The organism is Streptomyces sp. NPDC111516, from assembly GCF_055635345.1.
This window is the reverse complement of sequence record NZ_JBVKBV010000005.1, coordinates 190,483-216,679: the sequence shown is the minus strand read 5'-3', so window position 1 is coordinate 216,679 and position 26,197 is coordinate 190,483. Positions and strand designations below refer to the sequence as shown.

Here is a 26,197-nt window from a genome sequence, read left to right as displayed (position 1 = left end):
CCGAACAGTCGGTGGCACGAAGCCGTCATCCGGGGACGGCCGGCCCGTGGGGATGAAACGGTCCTGGGCGACACGGACTGAACGGGTGACGGGGCCCCGACCGGACCTCGCACCGGGTCCCGCGCCTCCCCAAGGACCTGGAGAACGCCGCCATGTCTTTCCCACCCCTCGGACGAGATTCCGGCGCCGCTCACCACGAGTACTGTGCCCCCGGACGCTGTTGCCGCTGTCAGCAACGCCCCTGGACGACCAGGGCGGGCAACGAAAAGCTCTGCGGTCCGTGTGCCGCCTGCTGCCGCGAATGCGGCCGGGCCCCGGCGCCGCATCTGGACGGGCTGGACGGCGGTCTCTGTCTCGACTGCCGCGGCCTGTGCGGGCGTTGCCGTAAACCGCTGCCGTCCGAGGGCGGTTGTCCGTGCCGGAAGAAGTGGGAGAGGGCGGGGAGCGACCCGGTCGGATACGTTCTCCAGGCGCTTCCCCAGCCGCTGCTGCGGGAGCTCGGCCGCCGTCTTCCGCCCGCTCTTGTCGAACTGGTCCATCAGGAGCTGTCCGGGCGCAGCGCCTACCAGCTCCTGGACCGGGTGGAGCGCCGCTGGAATCTCCGCTGGGCCCACGCACTTCATGAGAAGAACGAGGAATACGGGCGTCGTTGGAGCGCTGAGGACATCGCCGAGCAGCTGCTGCGGCCGGGTTCCTGCTCCAACCCCCAGTGCGAGGACGGTTGTCTCGTCGCCACCGACACCGCGTGTCCGCACTGCCGACGGCCCGAGCATCGTTTCCTTTCCTCGGTCGCGGACCGGGTCGCCACGTCGGACCACGCACGGACCGCGGCCGCCGAGATCCGGCGCGCGATGCTCGACCGGCGCGACCGCACGCGACGCCCGGGCCCACGGTCCGGTCCCGCCTGACCTCGGTCTGCCGTACAGGACCGGCACCGAACCGCCGCCGTGCGGCGCCTCTTCACGAGCCGACGAGCCGGGACCGGATGAGGAAACGCACCCCCTCCGGCGCCTCCAGAGAGAAACCGCTGCCCCGCCCCTCCACCACGTCGACGATCAGCCGGGTGTGCGCCCACACCTCGTACTGGCTCCTCGACATCCAGAACGGGACGCTCTCCGCCACCCCGTCGACATCGAGTGACGCCAGCAGCACGTCCGAGCCGCCGGTACGGAATTCACCGGCCTGGTAACACATGGGCGCACTGCCGTCACAACAGCCGCCCGACTGGTGGAACATCAGCGGACCGTGGGCCGCGCGCAGCCGGCGCACCAGATCGGCGGCTGCGGCGGTGAGCTCCACGGCCACACTCCCCGACGGGCTCATCGCCGCGGTCCGGAAGCGGAGTTCCCCGCAGCGCGGCGGACCGGCGCCCGGGTCTTCGTACCGAGTCGGTTCATGGATCGGTCCCTTCGCACTGGTGCGTGAGATGGTGTCCCGGCGCCGCGGCCGGGCCTGTACGGCACCGTACGCCGCTCAATTCGCCTTCGCCCACGCGTAACGGTGTTCGGGCCGACCGGTGTCGCCGTACTTGAGACTGAGGCTGATGCGGCCCGCGCCCTCCAGATACTTGAGGTATCGCTGGGCGGTGGAGCGGCTCAGTCCGGCCCGGGCGGCGACCTCATGCGCGGAGAGCGGCTCCTCGGCCGCCGACAGGACGTGGCGGATCACGTCGGCCGTGGGCGCCGAGTGGCCCTTGGGCAGGGCCGCCGCAGGGCCGGACTCCGCGGTGCGAAGCGCGGCGAAGATCTGGTCGACCTGTTCCTGCCCCGCCTCGCCCCGACCGCCGCCCACGCCTTCGAGGGTGCGGCGCAGGGCCGCGTAACTCTCCAGCTTCGACCGCAGACCGGTGAAGCTGAACGGCTTGACCAGGTACTGCAGGGCGCCGTACCGCATCGCGGTCCGGACGGTCGACACATCACGGGCCGCGGTCACCATGATCACATCGGCCGGGTGACCGAGCTGGCGCAGCCGTCGTACCAGGGTCAGCCCCGTCTCGTCGGGAAGATAGTGGTCGAGAAGGACCAGATCGACACGTTCGCGCTCCAGGAAGGCCAGCGCCTGTGCGGCGGTGTGCGCACGCGAGACGACGCGGAAGCCGGGAACCCTGGCCACATACTCGGCGTTGATCTCGGCGACACGGAAATCGTCGTCCACCACCAGGACATCGATCATCGCAACTCTCCCACTTCGGTCGGCGGCCGGACGCCGAGTGCCTCGGGCAGAACGACGGTGAAGACCGCGCCACCGCCGGCCCTGGCCGTGACGCGAGCCGCGCCACCGTAGCGCTCGGCCAGCCGGCGCACCAGTGCCAGCCCCAGCCCGCGGCCGCGGTGCGCGGGGGATTCCTTGGTGGACCAGCCCTCGGTGAAGATGTGCTCGCGCATGGCGGGAGGTATCCCGGGGCCGTTGTCGCTGACCCGCAGGACCGCGGTCGTTCCCTCGGCGAGCAGCTCGACCTCGATGAGCGAGGCGACGTCCAGCGCATTGTCGATGAGGTTGCCGAGGACCGTCACCAGATCGCGCGGGTCCACCACCACGTCCGGTAGCCGGGTGCCCGGCGAGACGCGCAGGGACGCGCCCCGCTCCGCCGCGATGGCCGACTTGCCCACCAACAGTGCCGACAGCAGCGGGTCATTGACGCGCTCGGCGACCTGTTCCGCCGACGCCCGGTGACCGTCGGTCACCTCCGCGACGAACTCCACCGCGGCTTCGTGCCTCCCGAGTTCGAGCAGCCCGAGCAGGGTGTGCAGCCGGTTGGCGTGCTCGTGGTCCTGGGCGCGCAGCGCGTCGAGCAGGCCGTGCGTGGAGTCCAGTTCACGGCCGAGGAGCTCCAGCTCGGTGCGGTCGCGCAGGGTGACGACGGCTCCGCCGTCACCGGTGGGCATGCGGTTGGCGATCAGCACGCGTCCGTTGCAGACGGTGATCAGGTTGGCCCCCTCGACCCGCCCCGCCAGCACCTCCGACGTACGGCCGGGCGGCAGCACCTCGCCCAGCGTGCGTCCGACGGCCTCCTGGTCCAGCTCCAGCAACCGCTGGGCCTCGTCGTTGAGCAATCGGATCCGGCCCCGGGCGTCGAGGGCGAGAACCGCCTCGCGAATGCTGTGCAGCATGGCCTCGCGCTCGTCCAGCAACGCGGAGATGTCGGCGAAGGCGAGGCCGTGGGTGCTGCGCTGCAGCCGCCGGGAGACGGCCAGCGCGGCCAGCACACCGGCGGCGAGCGCCGCCCCGGAGTAGAGCAGCAGACCGGGGATGGCTTCGAGCAGCCGCGTGTGGACGCTGTCGTAGGCGATGCCCACCGAGACCGCGCCCACGATGGTGTGCCGGCTGTCCCGCAGCGGGACCTTCGCGCGTGCCGAGCGGCCCAGGGTTCCGTTGTCGATCTGCATGATCTCCCGGCCGGACAGCGCCGTGCTGGGGTCGGTCGAGACGTGCTTGCCGATCTGCTCGGTCTCGGTGTGCGACCAGCGCACCCCGCGGGTGTCCATGATCACGATGTACAGCGCTCCGGTGGCCTGCCGTATCCGCTCGGCCTCGGCCTGCACCGGCCCCGTGGGGGTGGGGTCGGTGCTCGTCAGGTTGCGCACCAGACCGGGTTCGGCGGCGGCGGTCTGGGCGATGGACAGGGCCTGACGCATCGCCTGATTGTCGAGCTGGTGACTCAGGGGCGCGAGGAAGAGCCCGGTGACGAGCATGATCACGCCGGTGGTGATCACCACCTGGGTGAGCAGGACCTGGGCGAAGACACGGCGGGGCCAGTGAATCCGCATGTGCTTCGACCTCTGCCTTTCGCCGGCCAGGAACCTGATGCTCCGTTTCGTCCTTGTGTGAACGCAACGTAAACGTCTCCGACGCCGATGACCAGTCCTCGTGTCGCATTCGTTGTCGCAGCGCGAGCAAAACGAGCAGAACCACGGGTTATGGGCAGAAGCAGGAGTTGTGAGCGCAAGGGTGCCCAGGTCCGCGCGCCGCACTTAGCGTCCCGCTCCATGAACAGCGATACGAGCCCCGCCATCGAGCTGCGGGGGGCGAGCAAAGCGTTCCGGACTCCGTCGGGGACGCTCCACACCGCCGTACGGGATCTGGACCTCACCATCGGGCGCGGCGAATTCGTCGCCGTGGTCGGCCCCACCGGATGCGGCAAGTCAACCACTCTGACCCTGGTCAGCGGTCTGGAAGAGCCCACCGAGGGGGAGGTGCTGGTGGGCGGCGAGCCGGTGCGCGGCATCGGCGACAAGGTCGGCTTCGTCTTCCAGCAGGACGCGGTCTTCCCCTGGCGGACCGTGCTCTCCAACGTGATGGCGGGGCCCCGCTTCCGTGGCGTGCCGAAGCCCGAGGCGAAGGAGCGGGCCAGGGAATGGCTCGCCCGGGTCGGCCTGTCCTCCTTCGAGGACCGCTATCCCCACCAACTGTCCGGCGGCCAGCGAAAGCGGGTCGCCCTCGCGGCCACCTTCGTCAACGACCCCGAGATCCTGCTCATGGACGAACCCTTCTCCGCGCTCGATGTGCAGACCAGGGCCCTGATGTCGGACGAACTGCTGGAACTGTGGGCCGGCACCGGCTCCTCCGTCGTCTTCGTCACCCACGACCTGGAGGAGTCCATCGCGTTGGCCGACAAGGTCGTGGTCATGACCGCGGGACCGGCCACGGTCAAGGAGGTCTTCGAGATCGACCTGCCCCGCCCCCGCAAGGTCGAGCAGGTGCGTCTGGAGCCCCGGTTCGTCGAGATCTACCGGGAGATCTGGTCCTCGCTCGGCGAAGAGGTCCGCATCACCCGTGAGAGGGGTGCGCTCAATGTCGCCTGAAACCGTCACCGCGAGCGCCCCCGTCACCAAGACCGAACGGACCCAAGCCAGGGCGCGGGCCGCCCGGAACCGCAAGTACCTGGTGCTCGGGAGCCGGGTGGCGGTGCTCCTCGCGGTCATCGGACTGTGGGAGTGGCTGGCCCGGACCGCGGTCATCGACCCGTTCAACTTCTCCATGCCGTCGAAGATCTGGGACCAGATCCGCACCTGGGTCGTCGACGGTACCGCCCAGGGTTCCCTGTGGGAGCAGATCTGGTACACGCTGTACGAGGCGCTGCTCGGCTGGGTCATCGGCGTGATCGCCGGTGTGCTGCTCGGAATCGCACTGGGCCGCGTCCGGTTCGCCGCCGATGTCCTCGGCCCGTACATCAAGGTGCTCAACGCCCTTCCGCGTATCGTGCTCGCCCCGATCTTCCTCATCTGGTTCGGCCTCGGACCGGCCTCGAAGGTCGCCTCCGCGGTCGTCCTCGTGTTCTTCCCCGTCTTCTTCAACGCCTTCCAGGGAGCCAGGGAGGTCGACCGCAACCTCGTCGCCAACTCCCGCATCCTGGGCGCCAGTAACCGGCAGGTCACTCTTCAGGTGGTCATCCCCTCGGCCACGTCGTGGATCTTCACCAGCCTGCACGTGAGTTTCGGCTTCGCGCTCATCGGCGCCATCGTCGGCGAGTACATCGGCGCCACCAAGGGGCTCGGACTGCTGGTCGCCGCCTCTCAGGGCACGTTCAACGCCGCCGGTGTCTACGCCGCGATGGTCATCCTCGCGATCGTCGCGCTGCTGGCCGAAGGACTGCTGACCTTCCTCGAAAAGCGGCTCTTCCGCTGGAAGCCGGCCGACGCCGACTCCGCCCGGTGACGCCCGCCGCGCACCCGCACATTCGCACACCCGAACCGTTTCTTCACAAGGACGTGAATCAGATGCGCACATCCACCCGGATCTCGGCCGTCGCCGTAGCAGGGGCGCTCGCCCTGACCACCCTGACCGCCTGTGGCGGCGACTCCACCTCGGCCTCCGGTGGCAAGAACGACAAGGTCAAGATCATGGTCGGGGGCCTGGACAAGGTCATCTACCTGCCCGCGATGCTCACCGAGCGGCTCGGCTACTTCAAGGAGGAGGGGGTGTCGGTCCAGCTCCTCACCGAGCCCGCGGGCGTCCAGGCCGAGACGGCCCTGGTATCCGGCGACGTCCAGGGCACAGTCGGCTTCTACGACCACACCCTCGACCTGCAGGTGAAGGGCAAGCACGTCGAGTCGGTCGTCCAGTTCTCGCAGGCTCCCGGCGAGGTCGAGATCGTCTCCAACCAGGCAGCGGGCGACATCAAGTCGGCCAAGGACTTCAAGGGCAAGAAGCTCGGCGTGACCGGCATCGGTTCCTCGACCGACTTCCTGACGAAGTACCTCGCCGTGAGTAACGACGTGAAGACCAGCGAATTCTCGCCCGTGGCCGTCGGAGCGGGGCAGACGTTCATCTCCGCCCTTCAGCAGGGGTCCATCCAGGGCGGTATGACCACCGACCCGACCGTCGCCACCATCCTGGACAAGAAGCTCGGAAAGATCCTCATCGACATGCGGACCCCCGAGGGCTCCAGGCAGGCGCTCGGCGGGCTCTACCCGTCCTCCAGCCTCTACATGCAGACCGAGTGGGTCAACAGTCACAAGGAGACCGTCCAGAAGCTGGCCAATGCCTTCGTCAAGACGCTGAAGTGGATGTCCACGCACAGTGCCGACGAGATCGCCGCGAAGATGCCCGCCGACTACGCCCAGGGCGGGGGCAAGGCGCTGTACGCACAGGCCATCAAGAGCACCCTGCCCATGTTCACCACGGACGGCGTCATGCCCGAGGACGGGCCCGCCACCGTCGAGCGCGTGCTGAAGGCCTTCAACCCGAACCTGAAGAACGCGAAGGTGGACCTCGCCAAGACGTACACCACGGAGTTCGTCAAGAAGGCGAACTGACCGCGGGCGCCGAGGACGCCGCGCGCACCGGACCGCGGAGCCCCGGCCCTGAACGACTCGTCACGTCCTGCGAGTTGTTCGAGGCCAGGGCTCCGCGGTCCGCTTTCATCCGCCTACTGCCGCCAGTTCGGCGGCTGGGCGGGGTCGAGCGTCCGCCACTGGGCGAGGACCTCGGGGTCCTGCGCATCCAGCCAGTCGGTCAGTTCACTGAAGGAAACACAGCGCACCTCCTTGCGCGGGCAGACTTTTCGCATGGTTTCCTCGGCGGCATCCATGTAGATCCCGCCGTTCCAGTCCTCGAAGTGGTTTCCGATGAACAGCGGAGCCCGGCTGCCGTTGAACACCCGTTCGAAACCGGCGACGTAGGAATCCCGTGCCTCCTTGCGCCACTTCCGGTACTGCGCCGGGTCGCCCTCGGTGCTGCCCTCCGACTGGTTGTAGAGGAAGTTGAAGTCCATCGAGAGCACCTGGAAATCCTTGCCGGGGAACGGCAGCATCTGCAGCGGGAGGTCCCAGATGCCGTTCTTCTTGGACGGCCAGATCTGGAAGTCCCCCGGGGAACTCGCGTCGTACCGCCAGCCGAAGGGCTTCGTCGCCGGCAGAAGGGTCTTCTGGCCTTCGAGGCACGGGGCACGCCCGCCGACCACCTCGCGGGTGGGGTCGAAGGGCAGCGGATCGAGGTCCTTGAAGCCTGTGTTCGTCTTCCAGTTCTGCACGAAGGAGTAGAACTGGTTTATCTCGCTGATCCACTCGTCCGTACTCCAGTCCCCGCCACCCTTCTTGTCGCAGAAGTGGCCGTTGAAGTGGGATCCGATCTCGTTGCCCTCCCGCCAGGCGCCGCCGAGCTGTTCCAGCGTCATGCGGATGTGTTCGCGCGTCGGGTAGGAGATCGCGGCCGCTCCGGGCTTGTGCCGGGGCGGTTCGTAGAGGTTCCTCTTCTCCTCCGGAAGGAGGTAGATACCGGTGAGGAAGAACGTCATGTGCGCATTGCTCTCCTTCGCCGCACGGCGGAAGCGCGAGAACGTGCGGTCGTCCCCCTCGAGCGCGCCGTCCCACGAGAACACCACGAACTGGGGCGGTTTCTCCCCGGGCTTGAGGCGCTCGGCCTTCGACCGGCCGGGCTGCGGGCCCGTGTAGGACGTGGAACCGTCCCCCAGAATCCTGACCTTCCCGTCCCACTTCTCCTCTTCCGTCACCTTCCCGTCGCTCCCGCGATGCTCCCGGGCAGTAGGGGTCGGCGCGGCGACGGTGCTCGCCCCCTGCTGCGGGGTCCCGTGGTCCGGGGAATCGTCGGATGCCGACGCAACGAGCGCCGCGGCACCAGACGCCACCACACATGCCGCGAGCCCCAGGACGATACGGGGCGTCAAGCCGGCCCGTATTCGTTGAACGGCCGATTCTGCTCTGGTGTCTGTCATTTCGTCGTGGCTTCCGTGTATGAGTGCCAGATCCGGGACGGGAGCTTCTTGCCGTCGGCCGCGGTGCCGCCGAGCCCCTTCAGCGGAAGTGGCGCCAGACTCTTTGCCAGGTCCATGCGGTACACGACCACGGCAGTGGACGCGGCCCGGTCGTAACCGACGTACCAGCGTGCGGTGTCGTCCTCGGTGGTTCCCGCCTTGGCGGCGACGGGTGCGGCGGAGGGCGTGCCGCTCTCCTTGCCGGGCCGTGCGAGCGCCGCGGTGACCTCGTCGGCGACGGCGGAGCGCACGGCGCGCGTGGCCCGCGGAAGATCCAGCCGGACCGGCTCGCCGTTGCGCGTGACCTTGCGAACCGAGTACGGATCGGTGTGCATGCCGTGGGCCGCGAACATGCCGTACGCGTCGGCCATACGGATGGCGCTCGGCGTGGAGTTGCCCATCGAGAATGCGGGAACGGGTGGACCGAAGCTGGAGGGGAGCAGCCCCGATGCCTCGGCCGTCCTACGGACCTGCTTCAGCCCGGCATCCATGCCGAGTTGGAGAAACGGGGAGTTCACGGCCTTCGCCATGGCGTCGTGCAGACTGATGCGGCCGTAGGATCGGTTGCCGTCGTTGTGACCATTGACCGTCTTGCCGCTGCGGTCCCAGTAGGGGCCTTCGGGCGTCACGACCGGAGTGCCGTCGTCACCGTCGTACACGGTCGAGGGTGTGACGGTGGTCCGGGGACCGTTGCGCCCGCGTGAGACGCCGTGTTCCAGACCGGCGGCGTAGACGAACGGCGTGAACGCCGAACCGGCCGGTACGGTACTCGCGTTGGATTCGTTGAAGGCCTGCCGCTCGAAGTCCGGTCCGCCGTACACGGCGAGGATCCGGCCGTCCGGGGCGACGGACGCGGCCCCGAACCGGACATGGCGATCGGTCTTGCGCTGCCCGGGGTCGAGTGTGTCGTGGCGCGCATCCTTCACGGCCCGGGTGAGGGCGGTCATCCGCGGCTTCTCGAACGTCGTGTAGATCTGGTAGCCGCCGAGGTCGAAGCGTGCGTCGGAGATGTGCGCCGCACGCTTGGCGTACGACTCGGCGAGCTGGACGAGATAACCGTCCTGTCCGGCCGTGCTGTTGGGTCTGTGGGGCGGCTTGGGCTCGGGAAAGGTGGTGTACCGGGCGCGCTCGGCCGGGCTCAGCCTGCCGATCTCCACCATGCGGTCCAGCGTCCATTTCCACCGTTTGACGGCACGGTCACGGTTGCGGGGGCTGACGGCGGGGTCGTAGAGCGAGGCCCCCTTGAGTAAGGACGCGAGGAACGCGCCCTCGCCGGCGTCGAGTTCGGTGACCTCCTTGCCGTAGTAGGCCTGGGCCGCGCGCTGGAGGCCGTAGGTGCCGCGGCCGAACCAACTGGTGTTCAGGTACTCCTCAAGGATCTTGTCCTTGCTCACATGCCGGTCGAGTTTGACCGCGAGCAGCATCTCGGTGAACTTGCGGGAGAAGGACTGGTCCTGCGAGAGGTAGACGTTCTTGACGTACTGCTGGGTGATGGTCGATCCGCCCTGGGTGTCCCCCTCGCCGACCGTGCGCCACAGCGCGCGGGTGATTCCCTGCGTCGATATGCCGTGGTCCGAGTAGAAGTCGGCGTTCTCGGCCGCCAGCACGGCCCATCGGACATCGTCGGGAATCTTCGACAGAGGCATCTCCTGGCGGCTCACCCAGCCCGTACGGGCCATGGGAGTGCCGTCGGCCCAGTAGTAGACGGTGTCCTGCTGGGTGGCGAAAGCGTTGAGGTCCTCGGGGATGTCCGTACGCGCGTAGGCGATGGCCACCACGGTCGTCAGCGTTGCGGTGAACATCAGGAACGAACCCACGGCGAGCCGCCACGAGGGCACCCACCTTCGCCAGCCGCGTCGGCCCGTGCGCGGATAGTCCGGCTTGCGGGGCAGGCGCAGGCGCGGTCGGTTCGCCTGTCTTCTGCATCTCTTCCCGGGGGCTAACACGGCCCGAGCGGCATGTGCCGTTCTACTGAATAAGTTGTGTTGTGTCATTCCGTCCAGCCATGACAGGCCGGGCCGGCCGCAGACTACGACCGTGCCCGTACACGTGTAGTGGTCATTGCTCGTGCGCCGCCACGCGCCGTTTCGGCCGGCCCTCCCGGGGCCCCGCGGAAGCCTGCCCGGCGCTCGGCGGGCGGCAGGGTCAGGCGTCCCGGCCGGTGTATGGCATGTGCATCCCCAGGTTCAGTTCAGGCCGTGCGGCTGCTGATCGGTCCGAAACGCCCAGAGGGCGGTCACGCGCTTCCCCCTTGCGACTCCGCCACAGCAAAGGCCAAAGCATGACCGAGAGTTGCGTCGCGAAGTCACGTAAAGATAACAGGCTGCCGGGGCGGGCCATGCCGCCCGGCCCCGACCGGTCGCGGCGGGTGCGTAGTCGGGCTCGGAACGAACGCTCGGTTCCGTGTCATGCCCTTGTCCGGTTCATTCCGATCCGCTGAGCGCCGGGCTCGGTCCACGGGTTCCACTGAGTGGTCGCCGATACGTTCGCTTTCGGGTGACCTCGCGGCCGGTTGCCGCTGGAGCCCCGATTGCGATACCCACGATCGCTACCAGCCGGATCTGCCCGGCGTTGGGAGATTGCCATGCACATTCTGATCATGGCGAGCGCGTTCAACAGTCTCACTCAGCGTGTTCATGCCGAGCTGAGGGACCGCGGTCACGCCGTGGCGGTGGAGCTCACAATCGGGGACGCGTCAGCTCGCGACGCGTCGCTGCGCCGAGCCGTCCACGAGTTCGCGCCCGACCTCATCCTGGCTCCGTTGCTGAAGACCGCCATCCCCCGGGACGTGTGGGCGGCGCACACCTGCCTCGTCGTCCACCCCGGCCCACCCGGTGACCGCGGGCCTTCTTCCCTCGACTGGGCCATCCACGAGGACGCGGACACCTGGGGCGTGACGGTCCTGCAGGCCGACGAGGAGATGGATGCCGGAGACATCTGGGCATCGGCCACCTTCGCGGTGCCTCCGGTGGGCAAGAGCGACCTGTACCGCAACGAAGTCTCCGACGCCGCGTTGCGGGCTGTGCACCTCGCCGTCGAGCGCTTCGCGTCCGGTACGTACGTCCCTCGTCCGCAGACCGGCGGGGACGAGGAGCTGTGTATTCGTACGCGCCCGTACTTCCGCCAGGAGCGCCGTCGCATCGACTGGGAGTCGGACTCCACGGAAGCGGTCCTGCGCAAGCTGCGGGCCGCCGACTCGTTCCCCGGAGTGCTCGACGAACTGCTCGGGGACGAATGGTTTCTGCACGGGGGGCACCCGGAGCACGAACTGCGCGGCAGGCCGGGCGAGCTGGTGGCTGTACGGGCAGGGGCCGTTTGCCGGGCGACGACCGACGGCGCGGTGTGGATCCCCGAACTCCGCCCCCGCCGCACACCGGGCGGGCCCGCCACGTTCAAGCTGCCCGCTGTGACGGCGCTCGCCGGGCGTCTGCCCGCACTGCCCGAGCATCCCGCGCCGCTGTACGACGAAGGGGGTTGGCACGGCTGGAGCGACATCCGGTACCGGGAGGTGGGGCAGGCCGGGATCCTCTCGTTCTCCTTCCCCGGCGGTGCGATGAGCACGGCGCAGTGCCGACGCCTGCACGACGCCTACCTGGTGGCCTGCCGACGGCCCACCGCGGTGCTGGTGCTGGGCGGCGGCCGGGACTTCTTCTCCAACGGCATCCACCTCAATGTCATCGAGGCCGCCGCCGACCCCGGCGAGGAGTCCTGGGCCAACATCAACGCCATGGACGACCTCGTGGAGGCCGTACTGACCACCACCGACCGGCTGGTGGTCTCCGCCGTGGGCGGCAACGCGGCCGCGGGCGGGGTGATGCTCGCCCTGGCCGCGGACGAGATCTGGTGCAGGTCGGGCGCGGTGCTGAACCCGCACTACCGACTGATGGGGCTGTACGGCTCCGAGTACTGGACGTACACGCTGCCGCGCCGGGTGGGGAGCGCCGCCGCGGATCGCCTCACCGGCGATGCGCTGCCGGTGAGCGCCGAAGCCGCGGTGCGGCTCGGACTGGCCGACCTGACGGTCGACTGCGCTGCCCAGTCGTTCACGGACGAGGTCACCCGGCTGGCGGCCCGCCTCGCCGCGTCGCCCGCGGCACAGGCGCGGATCGCGGCGAAGAAGGCGGAGCGGGACCGGGACGAGGCCCACAGACCCCTGGCCGACTACCGCGAGCAGGAACTGGCGGCGATGCGGCGGACCTTCTTCGACCCACGGTCGCCCTACCACGCACTGCGGCGCGCATTCGTCCACAAGGATCCTCCCTCGGGCCGCCCCTCGCACCTCGCCCCGGCCGCCGGACCCGCAGCGGGACGGCCCGCCTTTGAGTCCGGCGTCACCGCACTGGCGGCGCACGATGGTGTATCCGCACCGAAGGCTTGCTACCAACAACAGTGAAGGCCGACATACCGGCCTTCACTGTTGTCTCTTTCCAGGGAGGCATCCTCATGGATGCAGCAACGTCGAACACCGTGGACGCATCCGCTGCGGCCACCGGAGAAGAGTCCCCGATCCACATCCTCTGGATCAACGCGGGGCTGAGCTGTGACGGCGACTCGGTGGCCCTGACCGCCGCGATGCAGCCGAGCATCGAAGAGATCGTGACCGGTGCGCTGCCCGGTCTGCCCAAGATCGAGGTCCACTGGCCGCTGATCGACTTCGACAGCGGCCCGGTGGGCGGTGCGGACACGTTCATCGAGTGGTTCTTCAAGGGCGAGCGCGGCGAGATCGACCCCTTCGTCCTGGTCGTGGAGGGTTCCATCCCGAACGAGACGATCAAGGCGGAGGGCTACTGGTGCGGCTTCGGTGACAACCCGGAGACCGGCCAGCCGGTCACCACCAGCGAATGGATCGACCGGCTGGCGCCCAAGGCCCTGGCCGTCGTCGCCATCGGGACCTGCGCCACGTACGGCGGAATCCACGCGATGGCCGGCAACCCGACCGGTGCCATGGGCCTGCCCGACTATCTCGGCTGGGACTGGAAGTCGAAGGCCGGGATCCCGATCGTGTGCGTGCCCGGCTGCCCGATCCAGCCGGACAACTTCTCGGAGACCTTGACGTACCTGCTGTACCAGGCGGCGGGATCCGCTCCGATGATTCCGCTGGACGACAAGCTCCGTCCCACCTGGCTGTTCGGCGCCACCGTGCACGAGGGGTGCGACCGGGCCGGGTACTACGAACAGGGCGAGTTCGCCGAGACCTACGACTCGCCCAAGTGCCTGGTCAAGCTCGGCTGCTGGGGCCCCGTCGTCAAGTGCAACGTACCCAAACGCGGCTGGATGAACGGCATCGGAGGCTGCCCCAACGTGGGTGGCATCTGCATCGCCTGCACCATGCCGGGCTTCCCCGACAAGTTCATGCCGTTCATGGACGAACCGCCGGGCGCCAAGGTCTCCGTCACCGCCAGCGGCGCGTACGGCGCGGTCATCCGCCGGCTCCGGTCGATCACGGCGAAGACCGTGGACAAGGAGCCGAAGTGGCGGCACAAGAGGGACCGGCTGACCACCGGCTACCGGCCCCCGTGGTGAACCCGTCCAGGACACCGACGGCACTGCGCACCTCCCGGTGACGACCCCACCTCACGCTTATCAGAAGGGCTACGGCACACACGATGGCACCGACAACGAAGGCGGCCGGCGACGGCAGCGGCCTGGTGGAGATGGCCTGGGATCCGATCACCCGGATCGTGGGCAGTCTCGGTATCCACACGAAGATCGACTTCAAGCAGAAGCGGGTCGCGGAGTGCTACAGCACCTCATCGGTCTTCCGTGGCTACAGCGTCTTCATGCGGGGCAAGGACCCCAGGGACGCGCACTTCATCACCAGCCGCATCTGCGGGATCTGCGGCGACAACCACGCCACGTGTTCCGTGTACACGCAGAACATGGCGTACGGGGTGAAGCCGCCGCACCTCGGTGAGTGGATCATCAACCTCGGCGAGTCCGCGGAGTACATGTTCGACCACAACATCTTCCAGGAGAACCTGGTCGGGGTCGACTACTGCGAAAAGATGGTCCGCGAGACCAATCCCGGTGTCCTGGAACTCGCCGAGCGTACCGAGGCGCCGCACGCCGGGGAGCACGGATACCGCACGATCGCCGACATCATGCGGTCTCTCAACCCCATCGAGGGCGAGTTCTACCGCGAGGCCCTCCAGGTGAGCCGCTACACGCGGGAGATGTTCTGCCTGATGGAGGGGCGCCATGTGCACCCCTCCACGCTCTACCCGGGCGGGGTGGGCACCGTCGCCTCCGTCCAGCTCTTCACGGACTACCTCAGCCGCCTCATGCGCTATGTGGAGTTCATGAAGCGGGTCGTGCCCCTGCACGACGACCTGTTCGACTTCTTCTACGAGGCCCTGCCCGGGTACGAGGAGGTCGGGCGCCGACGGGTGCTGCTCGGCTGCTGGGGAGCGCTCAACGACCCCGAGCACTGCGACTTCACCTACGCCAACATGAGCGACTGGGGACGGAGGATGTTCGTCACCCCGGGTGTGATCGTGGACGGCAAGCTGGTCACCAACGACCTGACCGAGATCAACCTCGGCATCCGGATCCTGCTAGGCAGTTCGTACTACGACGACTGGCAGGGCAAGGAGCAGTTCGTCACCCACGACCCGCTCGGCAACCCGGTCGACCCACGCCACCCGTGGAACCAGCACACGATCCCCGCGCCGCAGAAGCGGAACTTCGACGACAAGTACAGCTGGGTGATGTCGCCGCGCTGGTTCGACGGCAAGGACCACCTGGCCCTGGACACCGGCGGCGGTCCCATCGCCCGGCTGTGGTCCACCGCCCTGTCCGGGCTCGTCGACGTCGGCTACGTCAAGGCCACCGGACACAGCGTCGTCATCAACCTGCCCCGCACCATGACCAAGCCCGAGACCACCTTCGAGTGGCAGATCCCGAAGTGGAGCAACGCGCTGGAGCGCAACCGCGCCCGCACGTACTTCCAGGCGTACGCGGCCGCGATCGCGCTGCACTGCGCCGAAAAGGGGCTTGAGGAGGTCCGCGCCGGACGCACCCAGACCTGGGAGAAGTTCGATGTCCCCGACGAGAGCATCGGCGTCGGATTCACCGAGGCCGTGCGGGGTGTGCTGTCGCACCACATGGTGATCAGAGACGGCAAGATCGCCAACTACCACCCCTACCCTCCGACGCCGTGGAACGCCAGCACCAGGGACACCTACGGAACTCCCGGCCCGTACGAGGACGCCGTGCAGAACACTCCGATCTTCGAGGAGAACCCGCCGGAGAACTTCAAAGGCATCGACATCATGCGCACCGTGCGCAGCTTCGACCCCTGCCTCCCGTGCGGCGTCCATATGTACGTCGGCGGCGGCCGAACCGTGCAGAAGATGCATGTGCCCACCGGTCTGAGCGGACTCGGCGGATGAGCGCGACCACACATACCGCGGCAGCGAAGGTGCTCGACGCGGAGCAGGCCGGGCGCCGCGTCGAAGAGGTGCTCGAACAACTGACGGCAGCCGGTGACCGGAAGACCTCCGCGACGGCCGAGGAACTGGTGCGGGCCCTGATGGACTTCTACGGGGCAGGGCTGGCCCGGATCATCGACGGGCTCCTGGCCGCACCGGGCCGCGATACCGGCGACACCCTGGACGCGCTCCTGGGCGACGGCCTCGTGTCGAGCCTGCTGGTCCTGCACGACCTGCACCCCGAGGACACCGGCATGCGTATCGGGCGGGCCCTCGAAGCCGTCCGTGATCCCGTCGAGGTGGTGAGCTTCGACGACAGCACGGGCACCCTGCGCCTGCGGACCGCCGGCACGGGCGGCTGCGGCTGCAGCGGTGCGCCGGTCGCACAGCTGTCCGTCGAGAATTCCCTGGCCTGCTTCGCACCGGAAGTCACCACGGTCGAGATGGAGCCCGCCTCCGCCAGTCGGGAGCCGGCACTCCTTCAGATCGGAACCCGCACGCCGAAAGGCGCGTCGACCGCCCGTCCGGCCCCGGCCGGGACGCCATGAGCGCGCCCCGGACGTGGGCCGGGCGGTCCGCGCCCGCCTCGGGCGTACACATCCTGCGGCGGTTCGCGCTACCGCGTGAGCCGCGGCAGGAGCGGTGCGAACTGTGCGGAGTCCTGGTCGCCGAGGACAACCACCGGCATCTGGTGGACACCGAGCAACGGTCGCTGGCGTGCGCCTGCACCCCGTGCGCCCTGCTCTTCGAGCGGCCCGGCGCCGCCCACGGCCGCTTCCTGAGCGTCCCGGACCGCTACCTCGCCGACCACGACCACCGTCTCGACGACAACGCGTGGGAGCTCCTGCAGATCCCGGTCGGCGTGGCGTTCTTCTTCCGCAACGCCGCACTGGACCGGCTGGTGGCGCTCTACCCGAGCCCCGCCGGAGCCACCGAGAGCGAACTCGATCCGTTGGCCTGGCAGACGGTCCTCGGCGGCAGCCGTCTCTCCGAGCTGCTCGAACCCGACGTGGAAGCCCTGCTGTTGCGCCGCTCCGAGGGCCGGGCCGAGTGCTATCTGGTACCGATCGACATCTGCTACGAGCTGGTGGGACGCATGCGCCTGCGGTGGCAGGGCTTCGACGGCGGAGCCGAGGCCCGGGCCGATCTGCAGGCGTTCTTCGAACACATCGAACGTCGGGCCGAGGCAACGGTGGGGGAGCGTCAGCCATGACGGACTTCACCTTCACCTGCACCGGCGTACGCGCCGATCCGTACGCCGCCGGCCCAACCCTCGTCTTCCGGCTGCGCATCACCGTGTCCGAGGGAGCGCGGGTCCACGCGCTCGCGCTGCGCTGCCAGATCCGCATCGAACCGGCCCGGCGCGGCTACGAAACGACCGAGGCCGAAGGCCTGACGGACCTGTTCGGAGAGCGCTCACGCTGGGGCAGCACACTCCAGCCCGTGCAGTTCGCCCAGGTCCCGGTCATGGTTCCCGCGTTCACCGGAGAAACCGAGACGGACGTCGTCGTGCCCTGCACGTATGACCTGGAGATCGCCGCGACGCGGTACATGAACGCGCTGACGGACGGTGAGGTGCCGCTCCTGATGCTCTTCTCCGGCACCGCCTTCACCGGCTCCGGCGGCTTCCGGGTCGAGCCGGTGCCGTGGGACCTGGAGGCGCCGTTCAGGATGCCGGTGGCGGTGTGGCAGGAGATGGTCGATCAGCACTTTCCCGGGTGCGGCTGGATCCGCCTCCGCCGCGACACCATGGACGCGCTGCTGGAATTCCGCTCCCGGCAGGCACTGCCGTCCTGGGAGGCGACCGTCCAGGCACTTCTCGACGCGGCCGGGACCACGGCCGCCCTCCCGCCACCGGACCGAAGACTCGCCGACGCGGGGCTCGCCGAGAGGACGGCGCAATGACCACATCCGCGCTCACCCCCGCGCTGGAAGCCCGTTTCGCCGCCGCCCGAGGCGTGGCCGACGCGGTCCTCTTCGAGGGCTACGTCCTGTACCCGTACCGTGCGTCGGCGGCCAAGAACCGGCTCCGCTGGCAGTTCGGGGTGCTCGTGCCACCGGCCTGGGCGGCGGCCGCCGAGGAACACGACTTCCAGCACACCGAGTGTCTGATGGAACCGAAGGCGAATGCGACGCTGGCGGCCGAGGTGCGGTTCCTGCACGCCCAGCGCCGCACCGTGCAGCAGATCCGGGGGGACGGTACCTTCCGGACCGTCCCCGAACTCCATCTCACCGACCGGGTCCTGGTTCCCTGGGACGAGGGCGCGGAGGAACGGGTCGAAGTGCTCACCACCGTGGCCGAACTCGCCGGCGACGGCGTCGTCGTCCACTTCACGCGCCCGGCACGCGAGGAGTACGAAACGGTCCGCGACGAGGAGGGCCGGACCGTGGGGCGCCTGGTGCGCCGCTGCGAGGAGGTCAACGGCACGGTGAGGCTGTCCGCCGCCGAACTCGACGGCCCCTACCGGGCGATGCGGCTCACCGCCGTGGTGGAGAACACCAGCACCTGGACGCCGGACGCCGCCGACCCCGACCGCGATGCCGCGCTGCCCAGATCACTGGTGGCCGCCCACCTCCTCCTGGGCCTCGACGCAGGCTCGTTCCTGTCGATGACGGACCCTCCCCAGTGGGCCAAGGGCGCGGTCGCGGGCTGCCGGAACCTGCACACCTGGCCCGTACTGGCCGGGGAGCCCGGCCGAGCGGACCTGATGCTCTCGTCCCCGATCATCCTTGAGGACCACCCGGCCATCGCCCCTGAGAGCCCCGGAGCGCTGTACGACTCCACGGAGATCGACGAGATCCTCGCGCTGCGGACGGCCGCCCTGACGGACCAGGAGAAGCGTGAGGCCCGGGGGACGGACGACCGGGCGGCCGCAGTGATCGACCTGGCCGACTCGATGCCCCCCGAGGTCCTGGAGCGGCTGCACGGCGCGATGCGGGCCCTGCGGGAGGTCACCGAGCCGAGTGCGCCCGCGGCCGTCGCCTCCGACGGAATTCCACAAGTGCCGGAAGGGTCCGACGAGTACGACCTGATCAGGCCGGACCAGCCGTGGTGGGACCCGGCAGGCGACGGCGGCGCCGACCCGGCGCACGACCGGATTCTGGTGGACGGCCGACCGGTGGGCGCGGGCAGCCGCGTACTGCTGCGGCCGGGCCTGCGCCGTACCGACGCCCAGGACCTCTTTCTGAAGGACCGCAGCGCACTGGTCGAAGCGGTACTCCACGACGTGGACGGGGGAGTGCACCTCGCGGTCACCGTGGAGGGCGACCCCGGTGCGGACATCCGGCGCGAGCAGGGCCGGTTCCTCTACTTCCAGCCCGACGAGGTCACACCCCTGGAGGACGCATGACGGTGCCCTCGGAGCAGCGAGCGACGACTCTGGTCGCGGGCGTCGGGAACATCTTCCTCGGCGACGACGGCTTCGGTGTCGAGACCGTACGACGACTGGCGGCAGGACCCCTGCCCGGCCACGTCGAAGCGGTGGACATCGGGGTGCGCGGAGTCCATCTTGCGTACCAGCTCCTCGACGGGTACGACACACTGGTCCTGATCGATGCCACGCAACGCGGCGGCGAGCCCGGAACGCTGTATCTGATCGAGGCCGACCGGCCCGGCCGTATCGAGCCGCAGGAAGCGTTGCTCGACGGCCACCGGATGTCCCCCGACGCGGTCCTGACCCTGCTGGAAACCCTGTGCGCCGGGACGGGCTGCACGCCCCCGGGGCGCACGCTGGTCGTCGGATGCGAACCCGCCCGCGTCGACGAGGGCATCGGCCTGAGCGAGCCCGTCGCGGCTGCCGTTCCGGAGGCCGTGAAAATGGTCCTGCACCTGGTGCGGGACGACGAACGGGCCGCGTCCGCCGCGCAGTCGGCGGCCGGCCCGGCCCAACTCTGAGGAGACGAACCTGTCATGAAGAAGATCATCATCGGTGGCGCCCTTGCCGCCGCCCTCGCCGCACTCGTGGCCCAGGTACTGCCCGACATCAAACGCTACGTGCGCATCCGGTGCATGTGACGGCACCCGAGTGGCCGGGCCCGGGCTGCACCGAATGACGTACCTGCCGGGCGGCGTCGGCGAGCCGGGCCGGAGGCGGCCGTGACCTCCCGTTGTAATGACCCGGGCAGGACGGAGACCCATGCACGAGATGTCCATCGCCATGGCCGTCGTCGGTCAGGTGGAAGAAGCAGCCCGGGACGGTGGAGCCGTCGCCGTCACCTCCGTCCGGCTCCAGGTCGGCGAGCTGGCCGGAGTGGTCCCCGACGCACTGTCCTTCTGCTTCGAGCTGGCCTGCGCCGGAACCGTGCTGGAAGGCGCGGAGCTCGTGGTCGACGCCGTACCGGCGCGAGCACGCTGCGCGCCGTGTGCTGACGAATGGGCGGTCGGAATGCCACCGCAACTGTGCTGCCCCTTGTGCGGCGAGGCGACCGCGGAGCTGCTCTCGGGCCGCGAGCTGCAGATCGCCGACGTCCGCTGGGACGAAGGGCCCATGCAGAGACGTACCCGTGAACCGATGTCCGAGGAGCGCTGAACCATGTGCCGTGTGGTCGATCTGCAGCAGGCGGTACTCGCGAAGAACGACACGACAGCGCATCACCTGCGCACCGAACTCGCCGCCCGCGGCACCGCGGTCGTCAATCTGCTCTCCAGCCCGGGCAGTGGGAAAACGGCACTGCTCGAACGCGAACTGGTCCTGGCCCGCGAGACGGGCGTCCCCGTCGCGGCACTGACCGCCGACCTGGCCACCGAGAACGACGCCACGCGCCTGGCCCGCTCCGGCGCCCCGGTCAAGCAGGTGCTCACCGACGGGCTCTGTCATCTGGAGGCCCGGATGCTGGGCGGACACCTCGACGGGTGGCTGCCCGAGGCCACGCGGCTCCTGTTCGTGGAGAACGTCGGCAACCTGGTCTGCCCGGCCTCGTACGACCTCGGTGAAACCCTGAGGGTCGTCCTCGCCTCGGTCACCGAGGGCGAGGACAAGCCGCTGAAGTACCCCACCGCCTTCGGGCTGGCGCACCTGGTGCTCGTGACGAAGACGGACATCGCCGACGCCGTCGAGTTCGACGAGGACGCGTTCCGCGCCCATGTCGAGCAGGTCAATCCCGGTGTGGAGGTGCTCCTCACGTCCGCCCGGCGCGGTGCCGGCGTCGGGGCGCTTCTCGACCGGGCGCTGGCCGCCGCGAACGGCGCGCCGGTCCACCGGCCCGTCATGGCCCAGCAGCACCACTCCACGCACACCCATACACACACGGAGCCCGGCGAAGCTTCTCGCAGCCGGACCCACACGCATGCCGGTCGGGGCGAGCCGGGTGCTGCGGCGGACGCGTCCGGCGCCACGGCGCCGACCCGCGCGTGACGGCGCAACGGTCCGGCCCTGCCACCGCAGAGCCGGCGCAGCGTCGCCGGGTCACCGTCCGGGGGATCGTCCAAGGCGTGGGGTTCCGGCCCTACCTGTACACACGCGCCCTCGCGATGGGCCTGGCGGGACATGTCACCAACACTCCCGAAGGCGTCGTCGCGGAAGTCGAGGGCTCACCGGCCGCCGTGACCCTGTTCTGCGAAGGAATCGCCGCGGACGCGCCGCCCATGGCCGTCCTCGATTCCGTCGAGCACAGGGAAGTCCCCGCCGCGGGTGACACAGGATTCACCATCGTCGCCTCCCGGACCGGCGGACCCTCCCGCACTCTGGTCCCCCCGGACGTGGCCACCTGCGCCGACTGTCTCGCCGAGCTGGCCGACCCCGCGGACCGGCGCCACCGGCACCCCTTCATCACCTGCACCAACTGCGGGCCGCGGTTCACCATCGTCACGGATCTGCCGTACGACCGCGCGCACACCACCATGGCCCGCTTCCCCATGTGTCCGGACTGCGCCCGCGAGTACGCAGACCCCGCAGACCGCCGCTTCCATGCCCAGCCGGTCGCCTGCCACCGATGCGGGCCCCGTCTCGAACTGCTGGTGGCACACCCGGATCCGGACAAGCCCGCACGACGCGCGACCGCAACGGACCCGGTCGCCGAGGCCCGCCGGCTCCTGGCCGGCGGCGCGATCCTCGCCGTCAAGGGGCTCGGCGGCTACCACCTCGCCTGCGATGCGGCCAGCCACCGGGCCGTGGCCGATCTACGCCGCCGCAAGGCCCGTGGCGACAAGCCGTTCGCCCTGATGGCCCGCGACATCACCGACATCGAACACCTCGTCCATGTCGGAGCCGAGGAGCGGGCCCTGCTCACCGGCGTCGTCCGGCCGATCGTCCTGCTGAGGCGCCGCAGTCGCGGTGACTGCGGGCCGGACGCCCCGGTGCCGTCGGACAGCGTCGCCCCCGGCAGTCCCGACCTCGGCGTCATGCTCGCCTACACCCCCCTGCACCACCTGCTCCTCGGCCTGCCCGGCGACCCGGCCGGGCCGCGCCTGCTCGTCATGACCAGCGGCAACGTGGCCGGGGAACCGATCGTCACCGACGATGCCGAAGCGCTGGACCGGCTCGCCCGCCTGGCCGACGCCTGGCTGACTCACGACCGTCCGATCCATGTACCGTGCGACGACTCCGTCGTACGCGTCTGTGACGGGGAACCGCTGACCGTACGCCGCTCGCGCGGTTACGCCCCCCGGCCCCTCGAACTGCCCCTCCCGGTACCGGCGATCCTCGCAGCGGGCGGCGACCTCAAGAACACCCTGTGCCTGGCGGAAGGGAGCCGGGCCTGGCTGTCCGCCCACATCGGTGACATGGACGACCTTGCCACCCAACACGCGTTCGAGCATGCCGGACAGCAGCTGGAGACCATCGCCGGGGTGCGACCCGAAATCCTGGCGGCCGACGGACACCCCGGATATCGCTCGGGACAGCTGATTCGCCGTCTGGCCGGTGGACGGCCCGTCGTGCGCGTGCAGCACCATCACGCACACATTGCCTCCGCGATGGCCGAACACGGCCTGGACGGCGGCCGGCGGGTGATCGGAGTGGCGTTCGACGGCACCGGCTACGGCGACGACGGTGCTGTGTGGGGCGGCGAGTTCCTGTTGGCGGACTACGATGGATACCAACGGTTCGGGCATCTCGCGTACGTCCCGCTCCCCGGCGGCGACGCAGCCGTACGGCGTCCCTACCGGATGGCCCTGGCACATCTGTACGCGGCAGGCATCGGCTGGGCGCAGGACCTGCCGTGCACGACGGCCTGTCCGTCCGACGAACTGGCAACGCTGAAACGTCAGTTGGAGCGTAATCTCAACTGCGTCCCCACCTCCAGCATGGGCCGGCTGTTCGACGCCATCTCCTCCCTCACGGGAATCTGTCACCGGGCCGGATACGAGGCCCAGGCCGCCGTCGAACTCGAATCCGCTGCCCTGGGAACGGCTGAGGACGACTGCGGCGGATACGGTTTCGCCCTGCGATCGCCCGCGCCGGACAGCGGGGGTCCGCTGATCGCCGACCCCGCGCCGGTACTCTCCGCAGCGGTCGAGGATGTATACGCGGGCACCGCGCCGGGAGTTGTCGCGGCCCGCTTCCACGAGGCGGTCGCCGCCCTCGTACACAGCGTCTGTGTTCTGGCGCGTGAGCGGTATGGCCTGGACACCGTCGCCCTGACCGGTGGTGTGTTCGCCAACACGCGACTCTCCTCGGCGTGCGCCCGGATACTCCGCGGCCACGATTTCACCGTCCTGCGACACCACAAGGTCCCCCCGAGCGACGGGGGGCTGGCCCTGGGACAGGTGATGGTGGCCGCTCGGACGCACGCCGCCCGGCCACTCGACGGCCGTATCGGATCGGCGCGGGGCAGTGCAGCCATCGACTGACGGCGTGTCCCGGCAGGGCCGGGCAGGCGGATTCAACCACAGCAAGGAGGAGCCATGTGCCTGGCGGTGCCCGGCAGAGTACTGGAAATCGAGGAACGGGACGGTACCCGCATGGCCACCGTCGATTTCGGTGGGGTGGTCAAGGAAGCGTGTCTGGAGTATCTGCCGGACCTTCAGGTCGGCGAGTACGCCATCGTCCACGTGGGGTTCGCCCTGCAGCGGCTGGACGAGGAGTCGGCCCGGCAGACGCTGGAGCTGTTCGCTCAACTCGGAATGCTTCAGGAGGAGTTCGGCGACCCTTGGGAAATGGCGGCAGAGGCCGGCGGATTGCCGTTGCCCGACGCCGGTGACGCACCGCAGGAGGCGCGGCAGTGAAGTACATCGACGAATTCCAGGACCCCGAGCTGGCCCGCAGGCTGCTCGACGAGATCCGCTCCACCGTCACCAGGCCGTGGGCGCTGATGGAGGTCTGCGGCGGGCAGACCCACACCATCATCCGGCACGGCATCGACCAACTCCTGCCGGACCAGGTGGAACTGATCCATGGACCGGGCTGCCCCGTCTGCGTCACCCCGCTGGAAGTCATCGACAAGGCGCTCGAGATCGCCTCCCGTCCCGAAGTGATCTTCTGTTCCTTCGGCGACATGCTCCGCGTCCCCGGCACCGGACGCGACCTCTTCCGAGTCCGCAGCGAGGGCGGAGACGTGCGCGTCGTCTACTCCCCGCTCGACGCGCTGAAGATCGCCCAGCAGAATTCGGACCGGGAGGTCGTGTTCTTCGGAATCGGCTTCGAAACCACCGCCCCTCCCAATGCGATGACGGTCCATCAGGCACGCAGGCTCGGCATCCGCAACTTCAGTCTGCTGGTGTCCCATGTCCGGGTGCCACCGGCGATCGAGGCGATCATGCAGTCGCCGAACTGCCGGGTACAGGCATTCCTCGCCGCGGGACATGTGTGCAGTGTGATGGGCATGGGCGAATATCCCGGGCTGGCCGACCGGTTCGGCGTCCCGATCGTGGTCACGGGATTCGAACCGCTGGACATCCTGGAAGGTGTACGCCGCACCGTGGCCCAGTTGGAGCGCGGCGAACACACCGTGGACAACGCCTATCCGCGCGCGGTCCGCCCCGAGGGGAACCCCGCCGCTCTGGCCATGCTGGAGGATGTCTTCGAGGTGACCGACCGGACCTGGCGCGGCATCGGCGTCATTCCCGGCAGCGGCTGGCGGCTCTCCTCGCGCTATCGGGACTACGACGCCGAATACCGCTTCTCGGTGACCGGCATCGATACCCGTGAACCCGCTCAATGCCGTAGTGGAGAGGTCCTGCAGGGCCTGCTGAAACCCCATCAGTGCGAGGCATTCGGCACCGCCTGCACCCCTCGAACCCCGCTGGGAGCCACCATGGTCTCCAGCGAGGGCGCCTGCGCCGCGTACTACCTCTACCGGCGGCTGGACATGAACAAGACCGCACGACTGGAGGCGACCCCCGTTGGCTGAGACCGTCGACATCCTCACGCGCGGCGACGGAGCCGCTTCGGCAGCGTCCACCCCGGGTGTCCCGCCCCTCGATCCCACAGCATGGACGTGTCCGGCCCCGCTGCGGGATCACCCCCGCATCGTGATGGGCCACGGCGGTGGCGGCGCGCTCTCCGCCGAACTGGTCCAGCACATCTTCGCCCCCGCCTTCGGAGGCGAGACGCTCGCGCAGATGGGCGATTCGGCTTCGGTGTCGCTCGGCGGCGCCCGACTGGCCTTCTCCACCGATTCCTTCGTGGTACGGCCTCTGTTCTTCCCCGGCGGCAGCATCGGCGACCTCGCGGTCAACGGCACCGTCAACGACCTGGCCATGAGCGGTGCGCGTGCCGCCCATCTGTCCTGCGGATTCATCCTGGAGGAGGGTGTCGAGCTGTCTGTCGTCGCGCGTGTCGCCGAGGCCTTCGGCGCCGCCGCGCGCAACGCGGGCGTCGAGGTGGTGACGGGGGACACCAAGGTGGTCGAAGCCGGTCACGGAGACGGCATCTTCATCAACACCGCCGGTATCGGCCTCATCCCGGCCGGCGTGGATCTGCGGCCGCAGCGCGTCGTCCCGGGTGACGTCGTGATCGTGAGCGGAGCGATCGGCGTCCACGGCGTGGCGATCATGAGTGTGCGTGAGGGGCTGGAGTTCGGAGTCGAGATCGCGAGCGACTGTGCCGCCCTGGGCGGACTCGTGCAGGTCATGCTCGCCGTCACCCCGGACCTGCACGTACTGCGCGACCCCACCCGTGGGGGGCTCGCCGCATCTCTCAACGAGATCGCGGCCGCGTCCGGCACCGGCGTCCTGATCCAGGAGCGACACGTCCCCGTTCCCGCGCCGGTGGCCAATGCCTGCGCCATCCTCGGGCTCGACCCGATGTACGTCGCCAACGAGGGGAAGCTGGTGGCGTTCGTACCGCGCGAACACGCCGACGCGGTCCTGGACGCGATGCGGGCACACCCGCTGGGCCGGGACGCCGCAGTGATCGGTGAGGCGGTGGACGCCCACCCGGGCATGGTGGTGGCCCGCACGGGGCTCGGAGGGACACGTGTGGTCGACCTCCCGGTCGGGGAGCAGTTGCCGAGGATCTGCTGACGCCATCGTTGCGTCGTGCGGGTCCGGCCGCATCGAACCGGCCATTTCGAAGTGGCGGCCGGACCCGGCACGCTGGGCCACCGAGCCGCACCTGCCCCGGCACTGGGAGCGGCAGTGGGGGCGAGAAGGGGTGCGAGGAGGCGTCAAGCGCTG

24 protein-coding genes are annotated in these 26,197 nt (G+C 69.3%); 19 read left to right on the top strand and 5 right to left on the bottom strand.

Annotated features, from left to right (window positions below):
* Positions 1-152: 152 nt before the first annotated feature.
* The gene (locus tag ACZ7L9_RS13130) at positions 153-908 is read left to right on the top strand and encodes a hypothetical protein (protein WP_471414964.1); all 756 of its coding nucleotides are present in this window, start codon (positions 153-155) and stop codon (positions 906-908) included.
* 52 nt (positions 909-960) lie between these two features.
* Here the strand turns inward: ACZ7L9_RS13130 and ACZ7L9_RS13125 are convergent, their stop codons facing one another.
* The 3 genes from ACZ7L9_RS13125 to ACZ7L9_RS13115 all read right to left on the bottom strand — a co-directional run bounded on the left by ACZ7L9_RS13125 (position 961) and on the right by ACZ7L9_RS13115 (position 3,767).
* Complete coding sequence (locus tag ACZ7L9_RS13125; protein ID WP_471414962.1) at positions 961-1,323, bottom strand: DUF779 domain-containing protein; 363 nt, start codon at positions 1,321-1,323, stop codon at positions 961-963.
* A gap of 150 nt (positions 1,324-1,473) precedes the next feature.
* Positions 1,474-2,172, bottom strand: a complete 699-nt coding sequence (locus tag ACZ7L9_RS13120; protein WP_471414961.1) for a response regulator — start codon at positions 2,170-2,172, stop codon at positions 1,474-1,476.
* A complete protein-coding gene (locus tag ACZ7L9_RS13115; protein ID WP_471414959.1) occupies positions 2,169-3,767 on the bottom strand; it encodes an ATP-binding protein in 1,599 nt (532 codons plus the stop codon). The genes ACZ7L9_RS13120 and ACZ7L9_RS13115 overlap by 4 nt, the downstream gene beginning before the upstream one ends.
* Before the next feature lie 219 nt (positions 3,768-3,986).
* Between ACZ7L9_RS13115 and ACZ7L9_RS13110 the strand changes: the two genes are divergently transcribed.
* The 3 genes from ACZ7L9_RS13110 to ACZ7L9_RS13100 all read left to right on the top strand — a co-directional run bounded on the left by ACZ7L9_RS13110 (position 3,987) and on the right by ACZ7L9_RS13100 (position 6,755).
* Entirely contained in the window at positions 3,987-4,802 is an 816-nt protein-coding gene (locus ACZ7L9_RS13110) for an ABC transporter ATP-binding protein (protein ID WP_471414958.1), read from the top strand.
* On the top strand, positions 4,792-5,655 hold the full coding sequence (locus tag ACZ7L9_RS13105; RefSeq protein WP_471414957.1) for an ABC transporter permease: 864 nt from the start codon (positions 4,792-4,794) through the stop codon (positions 5,653-5,655). The genes ACZ7L9_RS13110 and ACZ7L9_RS13105 overlap by 11 nt, the downstream gene beginning before the upstream one ends.
* 62 nt (positions 5,656-5,717) lie before the next feature.
* Positions 5,718-6,755 carry an ABC transporter substrate-binding protein gene (locus ACZ7L9_RS13100; protein ID WP_471414955.1) on the top strand — a complete coding sequence of 346 codons (1,038 nt, stop codon included), beginning with the start codon at positions 5,718-5,720 and terminating at the stop codon, positions 6,753-6,755.
* A gap of 113 nt (positions 6,756-6,868) precedes the next feature.
* Here the strand turns inward: ACZ7L9_RS13100 and ACZ7L9_RS13095 are convergent, their stop codons facing one another.
* Both ACZ7L9_RS13095 and ACZ7L9_RS13090 read right to left on the bottom strand, forming a co-directional pair.
* On the bottom strand, positions 6,869-7,951 hold the full coding sequence (locus ACZ7L9_RS13095) for a polysaccharide deacetylase family protein (protein WP_471414953.1): 1,083 nt from the start codon (positions 7,949-7,951) through the stop codon (positions 6,869-6,871).
* Between the two features lie 218 nt (positions 7,952-8,169).
* Complete coding sequence (locus ACZ7L9_RS13090) at positions 8,170-10,014, bottom strand: transglycosylase domain-containing protein (RefSeq protein WP_471414951.1); 1,845 nt, start codon at positions 10,012-10,014, stop codon at positions 8,170-8,172.
* Between the two features lie 782 nt (positions 10,015-10,796).
* On the opposite strand from ACZ7L9_RS13090, the gene ACZ7L9_RS13085 reads away from it, so the two are divergent.
* The 15 genes from ACZ7L9_RS13085 to hypE all read left to right on the top strand — a co-directional run bounded on the left by ACZ7L9_RS13085 (position 10,797) and on the right by hypE (position 26,044).
* On the top strand, positions 10,797-12,605 hold the full coding sequence (locus ACZ7L9_RS13085) for a hydrogenase maturation protein (protein ID WP_471414950.1): 1,809 nt from the start codon (positions 10,797-10,799) through the stop codon (positions 12,603-12,605).
* Positions 12,606-12,655: 50 nt separating this feature from the next.
* Positions 12,656-13,735 (top strand): NADH-quinone oxidoreductase subunit B family protein, encoded by a 1,080-nt coding sequence (locus tag ACZ7L9_RS13080; protein ID WP_471414949.1) that lies wholly within the window; start codon positions 12,656-12,658, stop codon positions 13,733-13,735.
* 83 nt (positions 13,736-13,818) lie between these two features.
* On the top strand, positions 13,819-15,603 hold the full coding sequence (locus ACZ7L9_RS13075; RefSeq protein WP_471414947.1) for a nickel-dependent hydrogenase large subunit: 1,785 nt from the start codon (positions 13,819-13,821) through the stop codon (positions 15,601-15,603).
* Positions 15,600-16,190, top strand: a complete 591-nt coding sequence (locus ACZ7L9_RS13070) for a hypothetical protein (protein WP_471414946.1) — start codon at positions 15,600-15,602, stop codon at positions 16,188-16,190. Before ACZ7L9_RS13075 ends, ACZ7L9_RS13070 begins: the two co-directional genes overlap by 4 nt.
* Complete coding sequence (locus tag ACZ7L9_RS13065; protein WP_471414944.1) at positions 16,187-16,855, top strand: DUF5947 family protein; 669 nt, start codon at positions 16,187-16,189, stop codon at positions 16,853-16,855. The genes ACZ7L9_RS13070 and ACZ7L9_RS13065 overlap by 4 nt, the downstream gene beginning before the upstream one ends.
* On the top strand, positions 16,852-17,547 hold the full coding sequence (locus ACZ7L9_RS13060; RefSeq protein WP_471414942.1) for a DUF6084 family protein: 696 nt from the start codon (positions 16,852-16,854) through the stop codon (positions 17,545-17,547). Before ACZ7L9_RS13065 ends, ACZ7L9_RS13060 begins: the two co-directional genes overlap by 4 nt.
* On the top strand, positions 17,544-18,992 hold the full coding sequence (locus ACZ7L9_RS13055; RefSeq protein ID WP_471414941.1) for a hypothetical protein: 1,449 nt from the start codon (positions 17,544-17,546) through the stop codon (positions 18,990-18,992). Before ACZ7L9_RS13060 ends, ACZ7L9_RS13055 begins: the two co-directional genes overlap by 4 nt.
* A complete protein-coding gene (locus tag ACZ7L9_RS13050) occupies positions 18,989-19,537 on the top strand; it encodes a hydrogenase maturation protease (protein WP_471414939.1) in 549 nt (182 codons plus the stop codon). Before ACZ7L9_RS13055 ends, ACZ7L9_RS13050 begins: the two co-directional genes overlap by 4 nt.
* 15 nt (positions 19,538-19,552) lie before the next feature.
* The gene (locus ACZ7L9_RS13045) at positions 19,553-19,657 is read left to right on the top strand and encodes a DUF6893 family small protein (RefSeq protein ID WP_471414938.1); all 105 of its coding nucleotides are present in this window, start codon (positions 19,553-19,555) and stop codon (positions 19,655-19,657) included.
* 121 nt (positions 19,658-19,778) lie between these two features.
* A complete protein-coding gene (gene hypA / locus ACZ7L9_RS13040; RefSeq protein WP_471414936.1) occupies positions 19,779-20,171 on the top strand; it encodes a hydrogenase maturation nickel metallochaperone HypA in 393 nt (130 codons plus the stop codon).
* Between the two features lie 3 nt (positions 20,172-20,174).
* The gene (gene hypB, locus ACZ7L9_RS13035; protein WP_471414935.1) at positions 20,175-20,996 is read left to right on the top strand and encodes a hydrogenase nickel incorporation protein HypB; all 822 of its coding nucleotides are present in this window, start codon (positions 20,175-20,177) and stop codon (positions 20,994-20,996) included.
* Positions 20,993-23,431 carry a carbamoyltransferase HypF gene (hypF, locus tag ACZ7L9_RS13030; RefSeq protein ID WP_471414933.1) on the top strand — a complete coding sequence of 813 codons (2,439 nt, stop codon included), beginning with the start codon at positions 20,993-20,995 and terminating at the stop codon, positions 23,429-23,431. Before hypB ends, hypF begins: the two co-directional genes overlap by 4 nt.
* A 54-nt stretch (positions 23,432-23,485) precedes the next feature.
* The gene (locus ACZ7L9_RS13025; RefSeq protein ID WP_471414932.1) at positions 23,486-23,806 is read left to right on the top strand and encodes a HypC/HybG/HupF family hydrogenase formation chaperone; all 321 of its coding nucleotides are present in this window, start codon (positions 23,486-23,488) and stop codon (positions 23,804-23,806) included.
* Complete coding sequence (hypD, locus tag ACZ7L9_RS13020) at positions 23,803-24,930, top strand: hydrogenase formation protein HypD (protein WP_471414930.1); 1,128 nt, start codon at positions 23,803-23,805, stop codon at positions 24,928-24,930. Before ACZ7L9_RS13025 ends, hypD begins: the two co-directional genes overlap by 4 nt.
* A gap of 10 nt (positions 24,931-24,940) precedes the next feature.
* Complete coding sequence (hypE, locus tag ACZ7L9_RS13015; protein WP_471415196.1) at positions 24,941-26,044, top strand: hydrogenase expression/formation protein HypE; 1,104 nt, start codon at positions 24,941-24,943, stop codon at positions 26,042-26,044.
* Positions 26,045-26,197: the final 153 nt, after the last annotated feature.

Coding starts and splice junctions, on each gene's coding strand:
- ACZ7L9_RS13130 (WP_471414964.1), top strand. CDS start 153: ATGTCTTTCCCACCCCTCGGACGAGATTCCGGCGCCGCTCACCACGAG.
- ACZ7L9_RS13125 (WP_471414962.1), bottom strand. CDS start 1,323: ATGAGCCCGTCGGGGAGTGTGGCCGTGGAGCTCACCGCCGCAGCCGCC.
- ACZ7L9_RS13120 (WP_471414961.1), bottom strand. CDS start 2,172: ATGATCGATGTCCTGGTGGTGGACGACGATTTCCGTGTCGCCGAGATC.
- ACZ7L9_RS13115 (WP_471414959.1), bottom strand. CDS start 3,767: ATGCGGATTCACTGGCCCCGCCGTGTCTTCGCCCAGGTCCTGCTCACC.
- ACZ7L9_RS13110 (WP_471414958.1), top strand. CDS start 3,987: ATGAACAGCGATACGAGCCCCGCCATCGAGCTGCGGGGGGCGAGCAAA.
- ACZ7L9_RS13105 (WP_471414957.1), top strand. CDS start 4,792: ATGTCGCCTGAAACCGTCACCGCGAGCGCCCCCGTCACCAAGACCGAA.
- ACZ7L9_RS13100 (WP_471414955.1), top strand. CDS start 5,718: ATGCGCACATCCACCCGGATCTCGGCCGTCGCCGTAGCAGGGGCGCTC.
- ACZ7L9_RS13090 (WP_471414951.1), bottom strand. CDS start 10,014: ATGTTCACCGCAACGCTGACGACCGTGGTGGCCATCGCCTACGCGCGT.
- ACZ7L9_RS13085 (WP_471414950.1), top strand. CDS start 10,797: ATGCACATTCTGATCATGGCGAGCGCGTTCAACAGTCTCACTCAGCGT.
- ACZ7L9_RS13080 (WP_471414949.1), top strand. CDS start 12,656: ATGGATGCAGCAACGTCGAACACCGTGGACGCATCCGCTGCGGCCACC.
- ACZ7L9_RS13075 (WP_471414947.1), top strand. CDS start 13,819: ATGGCACCGACAACGAAGGCGGCCGGCGACGGCAGCGGCCTGGTGGAG.
- ACZ7L9_RS13070 (WP_471414946.1), top strand. CDS start 15,600: ATGAGCGCGACCACACATACCGCGGCAGCGAAGGTGCTCGACGCGGAG.
- ACZ7L9_RS13065 (WP_471414944.1), top strand. CDS start 16,187: ATGAGCGCGCCCCGGACGTGGGCCGGGCGGTCCGCGCCCGCCTCGGGC.
- ACZ7L9_RS13060 (WP_471414942.1), top strand. CDS start 16,852: ATGACGGACTTCACCTTCACCTGCACCGGCGTACGCGCCGATCCGTAC.
- ACZ7L9_RS13055 (WP_471414941.1), top strand. CDS start 17,544: ATGACCACATCCGCGCTCACCCCCGCGCTGGAAGCCCGTTTCGCCGCC.
- ACZ7L9_RS13050 (WP_471414939.1), top strand. CDS start 18,989: ATGACGGTGCCCTCGGAGCAGCGAGCGACGACTCTGGTCGCGGGCGTC.
- ACZ7L9_RS13045 (WP_471414938.1), top strand. CDS start 19,553: ATGAAGAAGATCATCATCGGTGGCGCCCTTGCCGCCGCCCTCGCCGCA.
- hypA (WP_471414936.1), top strand. CDS start 19,779: ATGCACGAGATGTCCATCGCCATGGCCGTCGTCGGTCAGGTGGAAGAA.
- hypB (WP_471414935.1), top strand. CDS start 20,175: ATGTGCCGTGTGGTCGATCTGCAGCAGGCGGTACTCGCGAAGAACGAC.
- ACZ7L9_RS13025 (WP_471414932.1), top strand. CDS start 23,486: ATGTGCCTGGCGGTGCCCGGCAGAGTACTGGAAATCGAGGAACGGGAC.